At 74.0% G+C, this 15,917-nt stretch carries 12 protein-coding genes and 1 pseudogene; 6 read left to right on the top strand and 7 right to left on the bottom strand.

Annotated elements, in window-relative coordinates:
- Positions 1-57 precede the first annotated feature (57 nt).
- From ACQF4J_RS38335 to ACQF4J_RS38325, 3 genes are all read left to right on the top strand, one after another.
- Complete coding sequence (locus tag ACQF4J_RS38335; protein WP_351564681.1) at positions 58-1,461, top strand: SWIM zinc finger domain-containing protein; 1,404 nt, start codon at positions 58-60, stop codon at positions 1,459-1,461.
- Positions 1,458-4,112 (top strand): DUF6493 family protein, encoded by a 2,655-nt coding sequence (locus tag ACQF4J_RS38330; protein WP_427167816.1) that lies wholly within the window; start codon positions 1,458-1,460, stop codon positions 4,110-4,112. Before ACQF4J_RS38335 ends, ACQF4J_RS38330 begins: the two co-directional genes overlap by 4 nt.
- A 116-nt stretch (positions 4,113-4,228) precedes the next feature.
- On the top strand, positions 4,229-5,506 hold the full coding sequence (locus ACQF4J_RS38325; protein ID WP_351802709.1) for a GNAT family N-acetyltransferase: 1,278 nt from the start codon (positions 4,229-4,231) through the stop codon (positions 5,504-5,506).
- Here ACQF4J_RS38325 and ACQF4J_RS38320 read toward each other — a convergent pair.
- A complete protein-coding gene (locus ACQF4J_RS38320) occupies positions 5,484-6,701 on the bottom strand; it encodes a trans-sulfuration enzyme family protein (RefSeq protein ID WP_427167815.1) in 1,218 nt (405 codons plus the stop codon). The two genes, ACQF4J_RS38325 and ACQF4J_RS38320, sit on opposite strands and share 23 nt — an antisense overlap.
- Positions 6,702-6,760: 59 nt before the next feature.
- Here ACQF4J_RS38320 and ACQF4J_RS38315 point away from each other — a divergent pair, with 59 nt between their 5' ends.
- Positions 6,761-7,252 (top strand): Lrp/AsnC family transcriptional regulator, encoded by a 492-nt coding sequence (locus ACQF4J_RS38315; RefSeq protein WP_351564671.1) that lies wholly within the window; start codon positions 6,761-6,763, stop codon positions 7,250-7,252.
- A 33-nt stretch (positions 7,253-7,285) separates the two neighbouring features.
- Positions 7,286-8,977, top strand: coding sequence for a DUF885 domain-containing protein (locus ACQF4J_RS38310; protein WP_427167814.1), 1,692 nt, complete (start codon positions 7,286-7,288; stop codon positions 8,975-8,977).
- Between the two features lie 3 nt (positions 8,978-8,980).
- On the opposite strand, the pseudogene ACQF4J_RS38305 reads toward ACQF4J_RS38310, so the two are convergent.
- The 3 genes and pseudogenes from ACQF4J_RS38305 to ACQF4J_RS38295 form a co-directional block, all read right to left on the bottom strand.
- Positions 8,981-9,076 (bottom strand): annotated as a pseudogene (locus tag ACQF4J_RS38305) (SDR family oxidoreductase); the annotation flags it as partial.
- A complete protein-coding gene (locus tag ACQF4J_RS38300) occupies positions 9,077-9,589 on the bottom strand; it encodes an immunity 21 family protein (protein WP_427167813.1) in 513 nt (170 codons plus the stop codon).
- A gap of 97 nt (positions 9,590-9,686) precedes the next feature.
- Positions 9,687-10,169 carry a rhodanese-like domain-containing protein gene (locus ACQF4J_RS38295; RefSeq protein WP_351802713.1) on the bottom strand — a complete coding sequence of 161 codons (483 nt, stop codon included), beginning with the start codon at positions 10,167-10,169 and terminating at the stop codon, positions 9,687-9,689.
- 126 nt (positions 10,170-10,295) lie between these two features.
- Here ACQF4J_RS38295 and ACQF4J_RS38290 point away from each other — a divergent pair, with 126 nt between their 5' ends.
- A complete protein-coding gene (locus ACQF4J_RS38290; RefSeq protein WP_351564662.1) occupies positions 10,296-10,742 on the top strand; it encodes an Lrp/AsnC family transcriptional regulator in 447 nt (148 codons plus the stop codon).
- Here ACQF4J_RS38290 and ACQF4J_RS38285 read toward each other — a convergent pair.
- The 3 genes from ACQF4J_RS38285 to ACQF4J_RS38275 form a co-directional block, all read right to left on the bottom strand.
- A complete protein-coding gene (locus tag ACQF4J_RS38285) occupies positions 10,736-13,975 on the bottom strand; it encodes an AAA family ATPase (protein WP_427167812.1) in 3,240 nt (1,079 codons plus the stop codon). The two genes, ACQF4J_RS38290 and ACQF4J_RS38285, sit on opposite strands and share 7 nt — an antisense overlap.
- Positions 13,972-15,135: an exonuclease SbcCD subunit D gene (locus tag ACQF4J_RS38280; protein ID WP_427167811.1), complete on the bottom strand. Its 1,164-nt coding sequence runs from the start codon at positions 15,133-15,135 to the stop codon at positions 13,972-13,974. The genes ACQF4J_RS38285 and ACQF4J_RS38280 overlap by 4 nt, the downstream gene beginning before the upstream one ends.
- A gap of 116 nt (positions 15,136-15,251) precedes the next feature.
- Entirely contained in the window at positions 15,252-15,878 is a 627-nt protein-coding gene (locus ACQF4J_RS38275) for a YigZ family protein (protein ID WP_351473033.1), read from the bottom strand.
- Positions 15,879-15,917: the final 39 nt, after the last annotated feature.

Here is a 15,917-nt window from a genome sequence, read left to right as displayed (position 1 = left end):
AGAGCTCGTTTTCGCAGGTCGGGACCGATTGTCAGTGGTCGCCTCTACGGTTTTTCCATGACGCGATCTTTGCAGGCCGTGGCCTATCGCCGACCCTCCGTGCTGGAGTCCTCGGCGGGTGGGCGACGCCTGGGACTCGAGACCTCCCGGGGTGCGACGCCCACCGGCGCCGAGGACCATCCCCGCTTCTTCGCGGGCTTTCTGACGTCGCCCCGGACGGCGTCCGCCGGACTGCTGGCGGTGGCGGACGTGGCGGCCGCCCGGTACTACCAGCGGCAGTTGCCGGCCTCGCTGGACCCCGTGGTGACGGGCAACGGCGACCGGCTGCGCTTCGAGTCCTTCTCGGGCTGCGGCGGGGTCTACGCCCGCCTCGACGTGCTGGCCGCGGGCCTCGACGGCGCCGAGGTCGGGCACGGCACGACCAACGTCGACGTCAACAACCCGCTGCGTGAGGCCCTTTCCCGCATCGGCTCCGACGACCCTCTCCATCTGCGGGTCGGCCCCGAGGAGCTGTCGGTGACCACGCTGGACGGTCCGGTCGTGGAGAAGAAGGTGCCGCTGCCCGACCGGTGGCTGCGCGGGTTCGCCGAGGCCCAGGTCATCGCGGCCGGTTTCGATCTGCGGGCCGAGCTCTCCGCCGCCGAGGCCGTCCGGTTCCTGCGCACCCTGCCCCGCGGGGGTGGGCGGGGCGCCGCGACCGGGCCGCGGTGGGTGGTACCGGCCGGCCGTGGACTGCGGCCGACCACCCGGGCGGTGCCGGGCGCGGTGTGCCTGCCCGGCCCGGAGCGGCTGGTCGCGCTGCAGCGCGTGCTGCGGTACGCCACGGCCCTGCGGGTCTACGGTCCCGCGGCCACCGACGGCGCCTCCACGGCCTGCGCCTGGGAGGCCGTGCTGCCGGGGATGCGGCTCACGCTCACCCTGTCGCCCGACGCCTCCCGGGGCTTCTCCGGTGAGGGCGGCGTGCTGGACGCGCTGGCCACGGACGAGGCCGCCGAGGACGCGGAGCTGGTCTCCGTGCTGCTCGCCTGGGAGCCCCGTATCGACATCGCCGACCTCGCCGCGTCCTGCGGCCTCACGGCCGAGCGGGTGCGGGCTGCCCTGGTGCGCCTGGGCACCTCTGGCCGCGTCGGGTACGACACCGCGGAGGCGGCCTACTTCCACCGTGAGCTGCCCTACGACGCCGAGCGCGTGGAGCGCCACAACCCCCGGCTGCGCTCGGCCCGGGTACTGGTCGCCGCGGGCGCCGTCACCTTGGAGGGCGTTCTGGGGAGGGTCACGGCCGAGGACGGGCATGTCCACCGGGTGCGGGACGAGGCGGGGGTGCTCAGCTGCAGCTGTCAGTGGTGGGCGAGGTACCGGGGCGGACGCGGGCCGTGCAAGCACGCGCTGGCGGTGCGGATGGTGCGGCGGGGTGCCGCGGCACGGCAGGAGACGGTTCGAGTCGACGGGGGTGCGCGATGAGCGCGTTGATGGAAGCGGTTCGGTCCGGGCGGACGGCCGAGGTGATCGGGCTGCTCGACGAGCTCACGGATGCCGAACGGCGCGCGGCCTTCCCGGAGTTGAAGGCCCTGCGCAAGGAGCTCAGAGCGGCCCCCTGGGACGCGGCGTCCCGTCGCGCCTATCCTCCGCTGTACGCGGCGGGGGTGGCCTGCCAGACGGGTGCGGCAGCCGTCGCCGCCTGGATCGCCGCCGCCGACATGCGCTGGTCGGGGACGTCCGCGGCCCTGTTGCTGCGGCTGCTCGGCGACCGTTCTCCGGAGTGGCTGGCCGATCTGACGCACCGGCTCGCCCAGCGTCCGGCCGCCTCCAGGGTGCCGTACGAACTGATGTCGGGTCTGGTCCGGCTGTCGGGCTGCTCGGTGCCGACCACGGACGCGTATGTGCGGGGCTGGATGGGGCACGTGGGCTGGGCCTGGCAGCGCGGGGGCACGCTGCTCGACCGCATGCGCCCGGATCCTCATCTCGGAGAGCTCGTGGCGGCTCTGTTCGCGATGAACGACATCGGCGGCCTGCTCGAATGGCCGCGGGGCGACGGGCCGGACAGCTGGACGGGGGCGCTGTCGGGGCTGGCCGCCGAGGGGCTCGTGGAGCGCGGGGTGATGGTCGACGCGTGCGTGGCCCGTCTGCTGCGGGGCGGTACCACCAGCGAACAGCGCTTCTTCCTGCGATTGTTGAAGGGCCTGGACCTCACCAGGGACGAGGAACGGCAGCGGACCGCCGACTGGCTGGCGCTGGCCTGCGACGCGGTCTCCCCCGTGGCCTCGCACGCCCAGTCGGTGCTGTCCGCCCTGGTCCTCGACGGGGAACTGAGCAGCCGCCGGCTGGCGGAGATGTCGTCGGCGGTGCTCTTCCGCACGGAGAAGAAGCTGGTGCGTGCCCAGCTCGTGCTGCTCGGCAAGGTCCTCGCCAAGGACGCCGGCACGGCCGGGGAACTGCTGCCCGTGGTCGCCCGGGCCTTTGGCCACGAGGACTCGGACGTGCAGGAGCGGGCGCTGAAGCTGGTGGAGCGGCATCTGAAGAAGGCGGACAGCGACGGAATGCGCGGTGAGATCGCGGCGGAGGTGGAGCAGTTGATCCCGGGGCTGCGCGTCCGCGCGGTCCGGCTCCTGGGCACCACGACCGCGTCGGCCGACCCGGCGCCGTACGAGGAGGTGCTTCCGCCGGTCCCGGTTCCCACGCGCCTCGAACCCGCTCCGGTCTCCGCGGCCGAGGTCGCCGAGGAGGTGGGGGCGGCCATGGAGAGCGAGCCCGGGGTGGCCGGGTTCGAGCGGGCGCTGGACGGACTGGTGCGCCACGCGTACCACGACCGGCAGGCCCTGGTGGAGGCGCTCGGACCGGTGTTCGCCCGCCGCTGGTGGTACGACGCCGAGAGCGGCCTGCGGTACGCGAGCCGGTTCGGCAGGAGCGACTTCGCCGTGGCGGACGCGGAGGACGGCCTCGACCTCCTCCTGGCGGCCCTCCTCGAAAAGGTGGACCTCGAAACACCGCGCGCGTTCGTCCAGCACGGTTCCACGGCCCGCGCGTGCGGGCACAGCGCCCTGGCCCGGGCCTTCGCGGGCCGGCTGTGGGAGGTCGCGTACCGGCTGCGGACGGACCCGCTGCCCTTCCTGCTGTCGACCCCGACCTGGAGCACGGGCCTGCTGGAGCCGGACGAGTTGGTGGACCGGCTGGACGAGTACCGGCGGCTGGGCGCGCGGGTGTCGGCGGCGGACTTCGCACAGGCGCTGCTGCGGGTGCGGCGCGCGGACCGGCCCGCAGCCGGGCGGGCCGCCGAGCGAGCCGCGGCTCTCGGCACGAAGGAGGGCGCGCGGCTCGCCGACTGGCTGGGCGCACCGGGTGACGCGCAGCCGGCGACCCGGCGCCGGATCTCGGGCAGCCGCATCCTGCTGGAGTGCGATGAACTGCCGGAGCTGCGAGGTGACTTCCCGGAGGAGTTCCGGTATCTGGGCCGTCCGGTGGGGGTGTTCACCGACCGTTGGTACTGCCACCACTGGAACGACGACGCACGTCCGCACTGGCTGGCCGTGCTGCCCGAGCGGCGCGAGCTCGTCGCCGTGCGGCTGCTGCGGGATCTGTCGGCCCTGGCCGTGGACGACGACCGGGGTGCCGCAGTCCTGCCGCAGCTCGCGGAGTCCGGCGGCGCGGCCGGCGAGGCCGTGCACCTGGGCCTGGCCTACGGCCTCGGCGCCCGGCACGCGGAGGATCGGCTCGCCGCCGTGGACGCGCTGTTGACGCTGGCGGCACGCGGCCAGCTCGACCCGGCCCGGCTCGGCGCGGACCTCGGGCAGCTCCTGCGGCGCGGCGCGGTCAAGCCCCTGCGGCTCGCGGAGTCCGCCCGGACCGCGGCGGCCACGGGCGCCGACGCCACCGTCTGGGAGATGCTCCGGCACACGCTGCCCCTCCTGCTCGCCGAGTTCGCGACGGGCGGTGCGGGAGCCTCGGCCCGTGGGCTCGGGGAACTGCTGGCCGTGGGTGCGGAATGCGCCGAACGCTGCGGGGCCCGGGGTGAGATACCGCACCTCGCGCAGACCGCGGACCGGCGCGGCTCGTCCCGGATCGTGGCGCAGGCACGGCGGTTGCGCAGCGCGCTGACATGGGAGATGGCCGCATGAGCGGAAAGCGGCACACCCTAATCGTAAAGAAATCAACAAAAGGAACATAAGCACGCTTTACCGATCAGTCACAAACCGTTCGTGATCACGCAACACGTTTCCTTCACAGTGGTTCCATGAGTCGAGACATGTCTGATGGGACGACAGAGGAACAGGGCCGCTGGGGGCACCACCGGCGAAGCGGCGTGGCGGGACTCGCCTCGGCGTTCCAGACGTGGTGGTCACGCCGCCACGGACACGCGCCACCGGCGGCAGGCGATACCGGTGCCCGGCCGTTGCCGAGTGAGCGGCAGGCCGGGCCGGACGAAAGCGTGTTGTGGCGGATGCGGACCACGGTGAAGGACGAACCGGGGTCGCTGGCGGCCCTGTGCATGGCGCTCGCCGGGCAGCGCGTCGACATCCTGAGCCTGCAGACGCATCCGCTGGCCGAGGGCACCGTCGACGAGTTCCTGCTGCGGGCTCCCGGCGGCCTCATGGCGACCGAACTCACGCAGGTGGTCGCGCGGGCCGGGGGCGTCGACACCTGGATGGAGCGGGCCGACGCCCACGACCTGGTGGACGCGCCGACCCGGGTGCTGGGCCTCGCGGCCCGCACCGCCCTTGACGCGGCGGAACTGCCGCTGGCGCTGCGGCAGTTGCTGGGCCGGTGCACCATTCGCCAGCTGCCGGCCACGCCGGTCGGGGGCGGCCGCGGCCCGGAGGGCGTGCCGTTGGAGGGAGTGCTGGACGACACGGTGATGCGGCTGCGGGCGCCGGAAGGCGGCGTGATCACCGTGGAGCGGCCGTATCTGCCGTTCACCCCGACCGAGTTCGCCCGGGCGCGGGCACTGGTGGAGCTGGACGCGCGGCTCGGGCCGCGGGTGCCGCGCGGCCGGGACGTGCTGACGCTGCCCGAGGGCAACGAGATCACGGTGCGCCGGGCCGGCCCGGGTGACCTGGAGGCGGCGCGGGAGATGCACGAACGGTGCTCCTCCCGGACGCTCTCCATGCGCTACCACGGGCCGGTCGGGGACGCGGACCGCTATCTGAACCACCTGCTCAGCCCGAGCTTCGGCCGGACGCTCGCCGTGCAGACCGCGTCGGGCCGCGTCGTCGGGCTCGGCCATCTGCTGTGGGACGGGGACGAGACCGAGGTCGCGCTGCTCGTCGAGGACAAGTGGCAGCGGCGGGGCATCGGCGCGGAGCTCCTGGAGCGGCTGGTGGCGCTGGCCGCCGAGGCCGGCTGCGAGAGCGTGTACGCCGTGACGCAGGCCTCCAACACCGGGATGGTTGCCGCCATGCGGGGCCTGGGGCTCCCCCTCGACTACCAGATCGAGGAGGGCACCCTGGTCATCACGGCCCGGCTCGGAGTGGACGCCGGGTTGGTGAGGGTCACGAACGCGGAAGCACCGTAGCGGCCGGGGCCGCGTCGGCGGGTGCGGCCCAGTCGTGCCCGCTCGCGCGGGTCCCCGCGCCCCTCACGGGACGCTCCCCCAGCGCCTGGTCCAGGTCGGCCCACAGGTCGTCCACGTCCTCCAGACCCACCGACATCCGCAGCAGCCGGTCACCGACCCCGGCGCCCCGACGGTCGTCCGCGTCCACGATGCGGTGGCTGATCGACGCCGGGTGCTGGATGAGGGTGTCGACGCTGCCCAGACTGACCGCCGGGGTGATCAGACGGACCGCCGCGATCACCTCGTGCGGATCGCCGGCCGTCTCGAAGGCGATCATCGCGCCGCCGATGCGCGGGTAGTGCACGCGGGTGACCCGCGGGTCGGCGGACAGGCGGCGCACGAGTTCGGCGGCGTTGGCGGAGGCGGCGCGGACGCGGACCGGCAGGGTCGACAGACCGCGCAGCAGGAGGTAGCCGGCGAGCGGGTGCAGGACACCACCGGTGGCGAAGCGGACCTGGCGCAGCCGGCCGGCGAACTCCTCGTCGCAGGCGACCACGCCCGCCATCACGTCGCCGTGTCCGCCGAGGTACTTGGTGGCGCTGTGCAGTACCAGCCGCGCGCCGAGGCCGGCCGGGCGCTGGAGGACCGGAGTGGCGAAGGTGTTGTCCGCGAGCAGCGGGACCGAGCCGCAGGCGTGGGCGACGGCGCGCAGGTCGACTTCGGCGAGGGTCGGGTTGGCCGGGGACTCCACCATCACGAGCCCGGTGTCCGGGCGCAGGGCGTCGGCGATGCCGGCCGGATCGGTCCAGGTCACCTCGGAGCCGAGCAGTCCCGCGGTGAGCAGGTGGTCGCTGCAGCCGTACAGAGGGCGTACGGCGACGACATGGCGCAGGCCCAGGGAGGCGCGTACGAGCAGGACGGCGCTCAGCGCGGCCATCCCGCTGGCGAAGGCGACCGCGGACTGAGTGCCCTCCAGGCGGGCCAGCGCGGTCTCGAAGCGGGCGACGGTCGGGTTGCCCAGGCGGCCGTAGACGGGCGGGCCGTCGGGCTCGGCGCCGGTGGTGGCGAACGCGTCGATGCGGGCCGCCTCGCCACGGCTGTCGTACGAGGGGTAGGTGGTCGACAGGTCGATGGGCGGGGCGTGCAGCCCCTGCCGGGCGAGGTCGTCACGGCCGGCGTGCACGGCCTCGGTGGCCAGAGCTCTCGTGGACTCCATGCCCGAAGCGTGAACAACGGCCGGGGCTCATGGGCCGGACACCGTGCTACGTTCGGCCAATGGCCGATTCTGTCGTACTGGATCCGGTGGACCTTCATCTTCTGCGCCTGCTGCAGAACGACGCCCGGACCACCTACCGTGACCTCGCCGCGCAGGTGGGCGTCGCGGCCTCGACGTGCCTGGACCGGGTGACGCGGCTGCGGCGCTGCGGGGTGATCCTCGGACACCAGCTGCGGCTCGATCCGGCCAAGCTCGGGCGGGGTCTGGAGGCCCTGCTGTCGGTGCAGGTCAGGCCGCATCGGCGGGAGCTGGTGGGGCCGTTCGTGGAGCGGATCAGGGCCCTGCCGGAGTCCCGTACCGTCTTCCATCTGACCGGACCGGACGACTATCTGGTCCATGTGGCCGTCGCGGACATGACGGATCTGCAGCGTCTGGTGCTGGACGAGTTCACGTCCCGGCGGGAGGTGGCCCGCGTGGAGACGCGCCTGATCTTCCAGCAGTGGGACTGCGGACCGCTGCTGCCGCCTTCGCCCTCGGCTCAATCGGGGTGACGTGCGGCGGACCGTCGGGTGAGGATGGACCGCATGTCCCAGACCACGAACATGCTGCCCCGTCAGGTCGCCGACACGTACGTCGACGAGGTCATCGCCCTCGACCCGGTGACCGGTACGTACCTCGGTGTGAAGGAGAGCTCCAGCAGGCTGCCCGACCTCTCGCCCGGCGGCCAGGAGGCGCTGGCGCAGCTGGCGCGCCGCACCCTGGCCCGGCTCGACGAGGCCGAACGGCAACCCGGCGCGGACAGCGACGTCGAACGCCGGTGCGGCCGGCTGCTGCGCGAGCGGCTCACCGCTGAACTCGCCGTGCACGAGGCCGAGGAGGGCCTGCGCCGGGTCGGCAACCTCGGCACACCGGTGCACTCGGTGCGCGAGGTGTTCACCGTGACGCCGAACCAGACCGACGAGGACTGGGCGGCGATCGCCGAGCGGCTGCGCGGTGTGCCGGCCGCGCTGGCCGGCTACCGCGAGTCCCTGGAGCTCGGCCTGGAGCGCAAGCTGTACGGGGCACCGCGGCCGACCGCCACGTTCGTCGGACAGCTCACCGAGTGGGCGGACACCGACGGCAAGGGCCGCGGCTGGTTCGAGGACTTCGCCTCGGCCGGACCCGAGGCGCTGCGCGCGGAGTTGGACGAGGCCGCCCTGGCGGCGACCGCGGCGGTCGTGGAACTTCGGGACTGGATGCGCGACGTGTACGCGCCCGCCATCGAGGGCGCCCCGGACACGGTGGGCCGCGAGCGCTACGCCCGCTGGGCCCGCTACTTCAACGGCACCGACCTCGACCTGGACGAGGCGTACGCGTACGGCTGGTCGGAGTTCCACCGGCTGCTCGGCGAGATGAAGAGCGAGGCCGAGAAGATCCTGCCCGGCGCCGAGACCCCGTGGGTGGCGCTCGCGCACCTCGACGAGCACGGCAAGCACATCGACGGAGTCGACGAGGTCCGCGACTGGCTGCAGGGCCTGATGGACCAGGCGATCGCCGACCTGGACGGCACCCACTTCGAACTCGCCGAGCGGGTACGGAAGGTGGAGTCGTGCATCGCCCCGCCCGGCGGTGCGGCCGCGCCGTACTACACGCCGCCCTCCGAGGACTTCTCCCGCCCGGGACGCACCTGGCTGCCGACGATGGGGCAGACCCGTTTCCCGGTCTACGACCTGGTCTCCACCTGGTACCACGAGGGCGTGCCCGGGCATCATCTGCAGCTGGCGCAGTGGGCACACGTCGCCGAGAACCTCTCCCGCTACCAGGCCACGCTGGGCGGGGTCAGCGCGAACGCCGAGGGCTGGGCGCTGTACGCGGAGCGGCTGATGGACGAGCTCGGCTATCTCAAGGACGCCGAGCAGCGGCTCGGTTACCTGGACGCGCAGATGATGCGGGCCGCCCGGGTCATCGTCGACATCGGCATGCACCTGGAGCTGGAGATCCCGGCGGACTCGCCCTTCCACCCGGGCGAGCGCTGGACGCCCGAGCTGGCCCAGGAGTTCTTCGGCGCGCACAGCAGCCGCCCGGCGGACTTCGTGGAGAGCGAGCTGACCCGCTATCTGACCATCCCGGGCCAGGCGATCGGCTACAAGCTCGGCGAACGGGCCTGGCTGCTGGGCCGGGAGAAGGCCCGCGAGCGGCACGGCGAGTCCTTCGACCTCAAGGCCTGGCACATGGCCGCGCTCTCGCAGGGCTCGCTGGGTCTGGACGACCTGGTGGACGAGCTGGCCCGGCTGTGACCGGCGCCGGATCCCGCCCGCGGAGTCGATGACGTCTCCGGTGATCCGGTCCGCCTCGTCGGTGGCGAGCCACGCGACGAGGCGGACCGGGGGCTCAGGTCAGTCGAGCCGCCGTAGCTGTACGAGGCCGAGCCAGGTCTCCGGCCCCGGCTGGACGTTGGCCGCGCGGACCGAGTAACTGCCGGGCTGGAGCGGGACCTTCAGGCAGTCCGTCCGTCCGGTGTCGCCGCCGGGCCAGGCCGAGTCGAACAGCACGACCGCGCCCGGCACTTCCCAGCGCACCTCGTTCTCCCAGTCCGCCGTGGCGAGGGCGGCCGGGACGCCGGCCAGCAGCTCGTCCTCGGAGTTCGCGGCGCACCAGCGTACGAAGGCGCCGTGTTCCGGCAGGTAGGCGGTGGAGGCGGGTTCGTCGCCGAGGACCAGGGCCGCCGAGTCGCCGACCGGGAGCAGGCCGACGACCCCGTCGACCTCGCAGGCGCGGTCGTAGTCGGAGGCGGTCTCCTCGCCGTCCGCGCCCGCCCAGAACGGCAGGACCGTCTCCGGCACCGCTATGAGCGGGCCGCCGCCCGACTCCACCCACTCCAACGCCCCGGGATCCGCGTATCGCACCATGGCGCAAGAACCTACACGCACGGACGTGCCCCGTTTTCGGTGTCCCCCAACCCTCCACGCGGGCCACCCGCCATGACCGGTCATACCGGGCGAAGCGTCAGCAGCCGCAGTCCTCGGTGCCCACCGGCGCCGTCAGCGGGTCGGCGGCGCGGCGGCCGGAGCCCTCCCAGGTCTCGTACGCGAAGCCCTCGCGTGCCCAGTACTCGAACCCGCCGAGCATCTCCTTGACGCGGTAGCCGAGTTCGGCGAGGGCGAGCGCGGCCCGGGTCGCGCCGTTGCAGCCGGGGCCCCAGCAGTAGGTGACGACCGGCACGGACTTGTCGAGGAGCGCTTCGGCCTGCTCGGGGATGAGCGCGGTCGGCAGGTGGACGGCGCCGGGGATGTGGCCCTGGTCCCAGGACTCGGTGGAGCGGGAGTCCAGTACGACGAAGCCGGGATCGCCGTCGGCCGCGAGCGCGGCCGCCACGTCGGAGACGTCGGCGTGGAAGGCGAGGCTCGCCCGGAAGTGGGCGGCCGCCTCGGCCGGGGCCGCCGGGGCGACGCGCAGGACCGGGTTCACGGCGGTGGTGGTGCTGGTCATGATCTGGCCTTTCGCCGACGTTCTCTCGCTACGGCAAGAAATTTACGGTCGCCGACCGGCACCTTGAAGTGTCCTTCCACGGCCCCCGCCCTGTCCGGCCGGGGATTCCCCTGGTATCTCTGGGGCATGACCGTGTTTTCCCCGGACGCCACCGACTGGCGCATCCTCGACGTCCTGCAGCGTGCGGGCCGGGCCAGTTTCGCCGAGCTGGCCCGTGCCGTGTCCATGTCGCCGAGCGCGGTCACCGAGCGGGTGCGGCGGCTGGAGGAGGCGGGGGTCATCCAGGGGTACGCCGCCGTCGTGGACCCCGAGCGGCTGGGGCTGCCGATCCTCGCGTTCGTACGGCTCAGGTACCCCAACGGCAACTACAAGCCCTTCCACGACCTGGTCGCCGTGACGCCCGAGATCCTGGAGGCGCACCATGTGACGGGCGACGACTGCTTCGTCATCAAGGTCGCCGCCCGCTCGATGCGGCACCTGGAGGAGGTGTCGGGGAAGATCGGCTCGCTCGGCTCGGTGACCACGAGCGTCGTGTACTCCTCGCCGCTGCCCCGGCGCCCGCTGGGTCACTGACCGCGCTGGCGGACCACCGATCCCGATCGGCCCTTCACGACCTCCAGCTGGGCGTGGATGCGCCGTCTCAGGTCGGCGACATGGCTGACGATGCCGACGCTGCGGTCGCGTTCGCGCAGGGAGTCGAGCACGTCGAGGACCTCGTCGAGGGTCTGGTCGTCGAGGCTGCCGAAGCCCTCGTCGATGAAGAGGGTGTCCAGGCGGACCCCGCCCGCCTCGTCCGTGACGACGTCCGCGAGACCGAGGGCGAGGGCGAGGGAGGCGAAGAAGGTCTCCCCGCCGGACAGGGTCGCCGTGTCCCGCTCCCGTCCGGTCCAGGCGTCGACGACGTGCAGTCCGAGACCGCTGCGGCCGCGTCCGGCGCGGTCGTCGGAGTGGACCAGGGTGTAGCGGCCGGAGGACATGCGCTGCAGTCGGACGGTCGCCGCGGCGGCCACCTGTTCCAGGCGGGCGGCCAGTACGTACGACTCCAGGCGCATCTTGCGCTCGTTCTCCGCGGAGGTGCCGGCCGTGAGGCCGGCCAGGCGGGCCACGCGGTCGTACTCCTCGCGCAGCGGTGCCAGTGCGCGGACGCCGTCGGCGGAGCGGGCGGAGAGCCGGTCTAGCTCGGCGCAGCGGCGGGCCGCCGCGTCGCGGGCGGAGGCGGCCTCGCGCAGGCGCTGGGCCGCGGCGGCGGCCGTCCGCTGCGCGCCGGCGACGTCGGCCGGGGATCGCCGGGCGGCGGCCGCGGTGTCGTCCTCGGCGAGCACGGCGCGGACCGCCGATTCCTCGGCCTGCCAGGCGTCCAGGCGGTGTTGCAGCTCGCGGTGGGCGGCCGCGTCGAGGAGCGCGGCGGCCGCTGCCTGGGGGGTGTCGAAGCCGGCGCGGAAGGCGGCGTCGGCGAGCCGGGCGTCGGCGTCCTTGAGGCGCTGCGCGGTGTCCTCGGCGGCGCGCGCGGTGTCGGCTGCGTCGGTGAGCAGGGCGACCCGGCGCTCGAGCTGGGTGGCGCGGGCGGAGACGCTCGCGGCGGCTCCACGCGCGTGGGTCAGCTCCTGTTCCAGGGTCGCGCGTTCCCGGTCGAGGGCGTCGCGGCGGGCGACCCGGGAGGCGGCCCGTACGGCGGCCTGCTGCCGGGTGGCGACTCGGCGCTCGTGCTCCTGCTCGGCCTGGCGCAGCCGCTCGCCCGCGGTGTGCAGCGCGGACGCCTCCCCTCGCGCCTCGGCGTACAGCCGCTCCAACTCCTGTGCCTGGGCGGCCAGTTGTTCGGTGGGGGTGTCGCCGGCCTCGCCTTCCGCGGCGGCCAGCGCCCGTTGAACGACTCCGAGGCGACGCTCGGCCTCGGCGCGCTGTTCGTCGGCCTGCTGGGAGGCGGCGAGCGCGCGCTCCTCGGTCTCCCGGTCGACGTGTCCCGCGTCCTTGCGAGCCGGTGCCGGGTGTTCGGTGGCTCCGCAGACCGCGCAGGGCTCGCCTTCCGTGAGCTGGGCGGCCAGCTCGGCGGCGATGCCGTTCAGCCGCTGTTCCTTGACGTCCAGCCACTCGGCGCGGGCCTTCAGGGCGTGTTCGGTGGCGGCGGTCACCTGCCGCTGGGCGTCGTCGGTGTCCCGCGCGAACTGGTCGCGCTGCCGGGCCGCGGCGAGCCTCCTGCGGGCGGGGTCCCGCTGCACGGCCAGCTGCTCGGCCCGGGTGGCCGCTTCCTGGGCGGACTCGACGGCGCCCTGGAGGCCCGCGCGGATCTCCTCCCAGCCGGCGAGCCATGCCTCGGCCTCCTGCAGGACCTCCGCGTCGGACCGCTCCTCCCGGTCCAGCCCGGCACGTTCCGCGAGAAGTCCGTCCAACCGCTGCTCGGCACGGCGGGCCGACTCCAGCCCGCCCAGCTCCTCGGCCGCCCGCCGCGCGGCGACGGCGAGCCCGGACGCCTCGGCGTGGGCGGACGCGTCCACATCACCGGGAAGTTCCCCGGAACCCTCTCCCGGCGCGGCCACCGCGAGGCCGGACGCCCCGGACGCCCCGGCGTGGGCGGACGCGTCCACATCACCGGCACGTTCCCCGAAACCCTCTCCCGGCGCGGCCACCGCGAGGCCGGACGCCCCGGACGCCCCGGCGTGGGCGGACGCGTCCACATCACCGGCAGGTTCCCCGGAACCCTCTCCCGGCGCACTGCCCGCGCGTTCGGCGGCGTAGGCATCGCGCAGCAGCGCACGCGCGCGGGCCTCCGCCTGGGCCGCCCTGCGGTGTTCCGCGTCGGCCGCGTCCCGCAGTTCGAGAGCGGGCGCCACCGCCTCGGCCTTGCGGGCTCGTTCCATGCGTTCCTGCGCCGCCCGGTGGGCGTCGGAGTGCTCCTGCAGCCGTGCGGCGCGCTCCCGTGCCTCGGCGAACCGCTGCTGCAGCCGGGCCAGTTCGCGCGCCTCGCCGAGTTCCCGCTCGGCCGCCGCCTGTCCGGACTCGGCGGCCGACAGGCGGCAGTGGGCGATCGTCAGCTGCTCGCGGGCGGTCGCGCGGGCGACGGCGGCGGCGGTCAGCACCGCTTCGGCCAGCCCCGGCTCGCCCGGTTGCAGTTCCGGCAGTGTCATCGCGCCGCCGGCCGCCTGCTGCATGCGGTGCGCGTCGGCCAGCAGGGTCGCGTCTTTCTCGCGGACCTGGGCCTCGGCGGCGCGCCGGCGCTCGGCGAGGCGTTTCTCGACCTCGGCGAAGCGGTGGGTGTCGAAGAGGCGGCCCAGCAGCCTGCCGCGGGATTCCGCGTCGGCGCGCAGGAAGCGGGCGAAGTCGCCCTGGGGCAGCAGCACGACCTGGCAGAACTGCTCGCGGCTCATGCCGAGCAGCTGGGTGACCTCCTCGCCGATCTCCTGGTGGGAGCGGCTGAGGTCCTTCCAGGCGCCGGCCGTGGCGTCGTACTCGCGCAGCCAACTCTGCGCTTTTTCGAGGGTGGTGCCCGTGCCACGCTTCTTGGGCCGCTCCCAGGGCGGCTGGCGGGTGACCTCCAGTCGGCGTCCGGCGACGGTCAGTTCGAGAGTCACCGCGGTGCGCGTGCCGATCGCCGCGTGGTCGCTGCGCAGGGTCAGGCCCTGGCCGCTCTGGCGGGCGCCCGGGACGGTGCCGTACAGCGCGTAGCACACGGCGTCCAGGACGGACGTCTTGCCGGCGCCGGTCGGTCCGTGCAAGAGGAACAGCCCGGCCGCGGACAGGCTGTCGAAGTCGACGGACTGGGAGCCGCCGAAGGGGCCGAAGGCGGTGATGTCCAGCCGGTGCAGCCTCATCGCGCCACCTCCCGCAGGGCCTCGTCCGCGCGCACCGCGTCGAACGCGTCCCGCAGCACGGTCCGTTCGCGCTCGTCTGGTCCCGCACCACGCACATGGGCGACGAAGTCCTCGGCGATCTCCTGGTCGCTGCGGCCCGCGAGCCGTCGGGCGTACGACACGTCGGGGTCGTCCGGGGCCCGGTCGGGGTCGAAGAGCAGGCTGAGGGTGTGCGGGAAGCGCTCGGTGAGGCGGGCCATGGGGTCGGCGGGGCGGACGGCGTCGGTGAGGGTCGCCTCGACCCACGCCTCCTCGTGCGGCGCGAGACGGGGGTCGGCGAGCAGGTCCTCCAGGGGGCCCCGGACGCGGGCCAGCGCGCGCGGCACGGGGCAGTCGAGGCGTTCGGCGGTGACGGCGCCCTCGGCGTCGAGGTCGACCAGCCACATGGTCTTGCGGTGGTCGGTCTCGGAGAAGGAGTACGGCAGCGGGGAGCCGGAGTACCGGACCCGCTCGGTGATGGTCTGGCAGCCGTGCAGGTGGCCCAGTGCCGTGTAGTCGACGCCCTCGAAGACCCCGGCGGGCACGGAGGCGACCCCGCCGACGGTGATGTCCCTTTCGCTGTCGCTGGCCTCGCCGCCGGCGACGAAGGCGTGGGCGAGGACGATGGAGCGGGTGCCGGGCGCGCGCGTGGCGAGGTCGGCGCGGACGCGCTCCATGGCGGCCGCGAGCACCGTCTCGTGGCCGGCCCTCTCCACCCCGAACTCGTCCTTGACCAGAGCCGGTTCGAGGTACGGCAGTCCGTAGAAGGCCACGTCCCCGTGCGCGTCGGTGAGCACCACCGGTGTTCCGCACGCGGCCGGCTCGGTGCGCAGGTGGATGCCCGCGCGCCCGATGAGGCCGGCGCCGACGCCGAGCCGGCGGGCCGAGTCGTGGTTCCCGGAGATCATCACCGTCGGGACGCCGAGGTCGGCGAGGCGGTGCAGGGCGTCGTCGAACAGCTCGACCGCGGCCAGCGGGGGCACCGCCCGGTCGTACACGTCTCCCGACACGACCACCGCGTCCACGGCGTGCTCGCGCACGGTCGTGACCAGGTGGCCGATGAACTCGGCCTGGGCCCCGAGCATGTTGACCCGGTGGAACGCCCGGCCGAGATGCCAGTCGGAAGTGTGCAACAGCCTCATGATCCCCGACCCTAACGGCCGGGTCCGACATCACGGGCGGTTACTCCCGTATCGGCCCGTCATGAGCAGTCTCACAGCCGTCCGTTACATCCGTTACGTCTGTTTCGCGGGGAACGTCACGCGTCCCCGTAGGCCTCCCCGCCCAGTTCGAACCCCGCCGTCCCTGCCGTCGCGTCGGCCAGCCAGGCCCGGAAGGCGTCCACGTCGGCGTCGGGCAGGGCGATCTCGATGGCGACCGCCTCGCCGTAACGGACGTCGCGAACCTCGCGGCCCGTGGAGCGCAGGTCGTTCTGCACCTTGCCGGCGCGCTGGTGGTCGACGGTGACCGTGGCCAGCCGGAAGCGGCGCCGGGTGAGGGTGCCGAGGGCGTCGAGCGCCTCGCCGACCGCGCCGCCGTAGGCCCGGATGAGGCCGCCCGCGCCGAGTTTGACGCCGCCGTAGTAGCGGGTGACGACGGCGACGACGTAGCGCATCTCGCGGCGCAGCAGCATCTGCAGCATGGGGACGCCGGCCGTGCCGCCCGGTTCGCCGTCGTCGCTCGCCTTCTGCACGGAGGCGTCGGCGCCGATGACGTAGGCCCAGCAGTTGTGAGTGGCGTCCGCGTGCTCCTTGCGGACGGCGGCGACGAAGTCCTGAGCCTCCCGCTCGGTGGCCGCCGGGGCGAGGGCGCACAGGAAGCGGGAACGGTTGACCTCGGTCTCGTGCACGCCCGCGCGGGCCACTGTGCGGTACTCGTCCTGCATCCGCCCAGCCTAAGCGGCGGATACGCGCCAGGGCCCCGC

This window comes from Streptomyces sp. C1-1, assembly GCF_050214755.1.
GTDB lineage: Bacteria > Actinomycetota > Actinomycetes > Streptomycetales > Streptomycetaceae > Streptomyces.
Note: the sequence above shows the minus strand (reverse complement) of the source record. Positions and strands in the feature narration are given on the sequence as shown.

Coding starts and splice junctions, on each gene's coding strand:
- ACQF4J_RS38335 (WP_351564681.1), top strand. CDS start 58: ATGACGCGATCTTTGCAGGCCGTGGCCTATCGCCGACCCTCCGTGCTG.
- ACQF4J_RS38330 (WP_427167816.1), top strand. CDS start 1,458: ATGAGCGCGTTGATGGAAGCGGTTCGGTCCGGGCGGACGGCCGAGGTG.
- ACQF4J_RS38325 (WP_351802709.1), top strand. CDS start 4,229: ATGAGTCGAGACATGTCTGATGGGACGACAGAGGAACAGGGCCGCTGG.
- ACQF4J_RS38320 (WP_427167815.1), bottom strand. CDS start 6,701: ATGGAGTCCACGAGAGCTCTGGCCACCGAGGCCGTGCACGCCGGCCGT.
- ACQF4J_RS38315 (WP_351564671.1), top strand. CDS start 6,761: ATGGCCGATTCTGTCGTACTGGATCCGGTGGACCTTCATCTTCTGCGC.
- ACQF4J_RS38310 (WP_427167814.1), top strand. CDS start 7,286: ATGTCCCAGACCACGAACATGCTGCCCCGTCAGGTCGCCGACACGTAC.
- ACQF4J_RS38300 (WP_427167813.1), bottom strand. CDS start 9,589: ATGGTGCGATACGCGGATCCCGGGGCGTTGGAGTGGGTGGAGTCGGGC.
- ACQF4J_RS38295 (WP_351802713.1), bottom strand. CDS start 10,169: ATGACCAGCACCACCACCGCCGTGAACCCGGTCCTGCGCGTCGCCCCG.
- ACQF4J_RS38290 (WP_351564662.1), top strand. CDS start 10,296: ATGACCGTGTTTTCCCCGGACGCCACCGACTGGCGCATCCTCGACGTC.
- ACQF4J_RS38285 (WP_427167812.1), bottom strand. CDS start 13,975: ATGAGGCTGCACCGGCTGGACATCACCGCCTTCGGCCCCTTCGGCGGC.
- ACQF4J_RS38280 (WP_427167811.1), bottom strand. CDS start 15,135: ATGAGGCTGTTGCACACTTCCGACTGGCATCTCGGCCGGGCGTTCCAC.
- ACQF4J_RS38275 (WP_351473033.1), bottom strand. CDS start 15,878: ATGCAGGACGAGTACCGCACAGTGGCCCGCGCGGGCGTGCACGAGACC.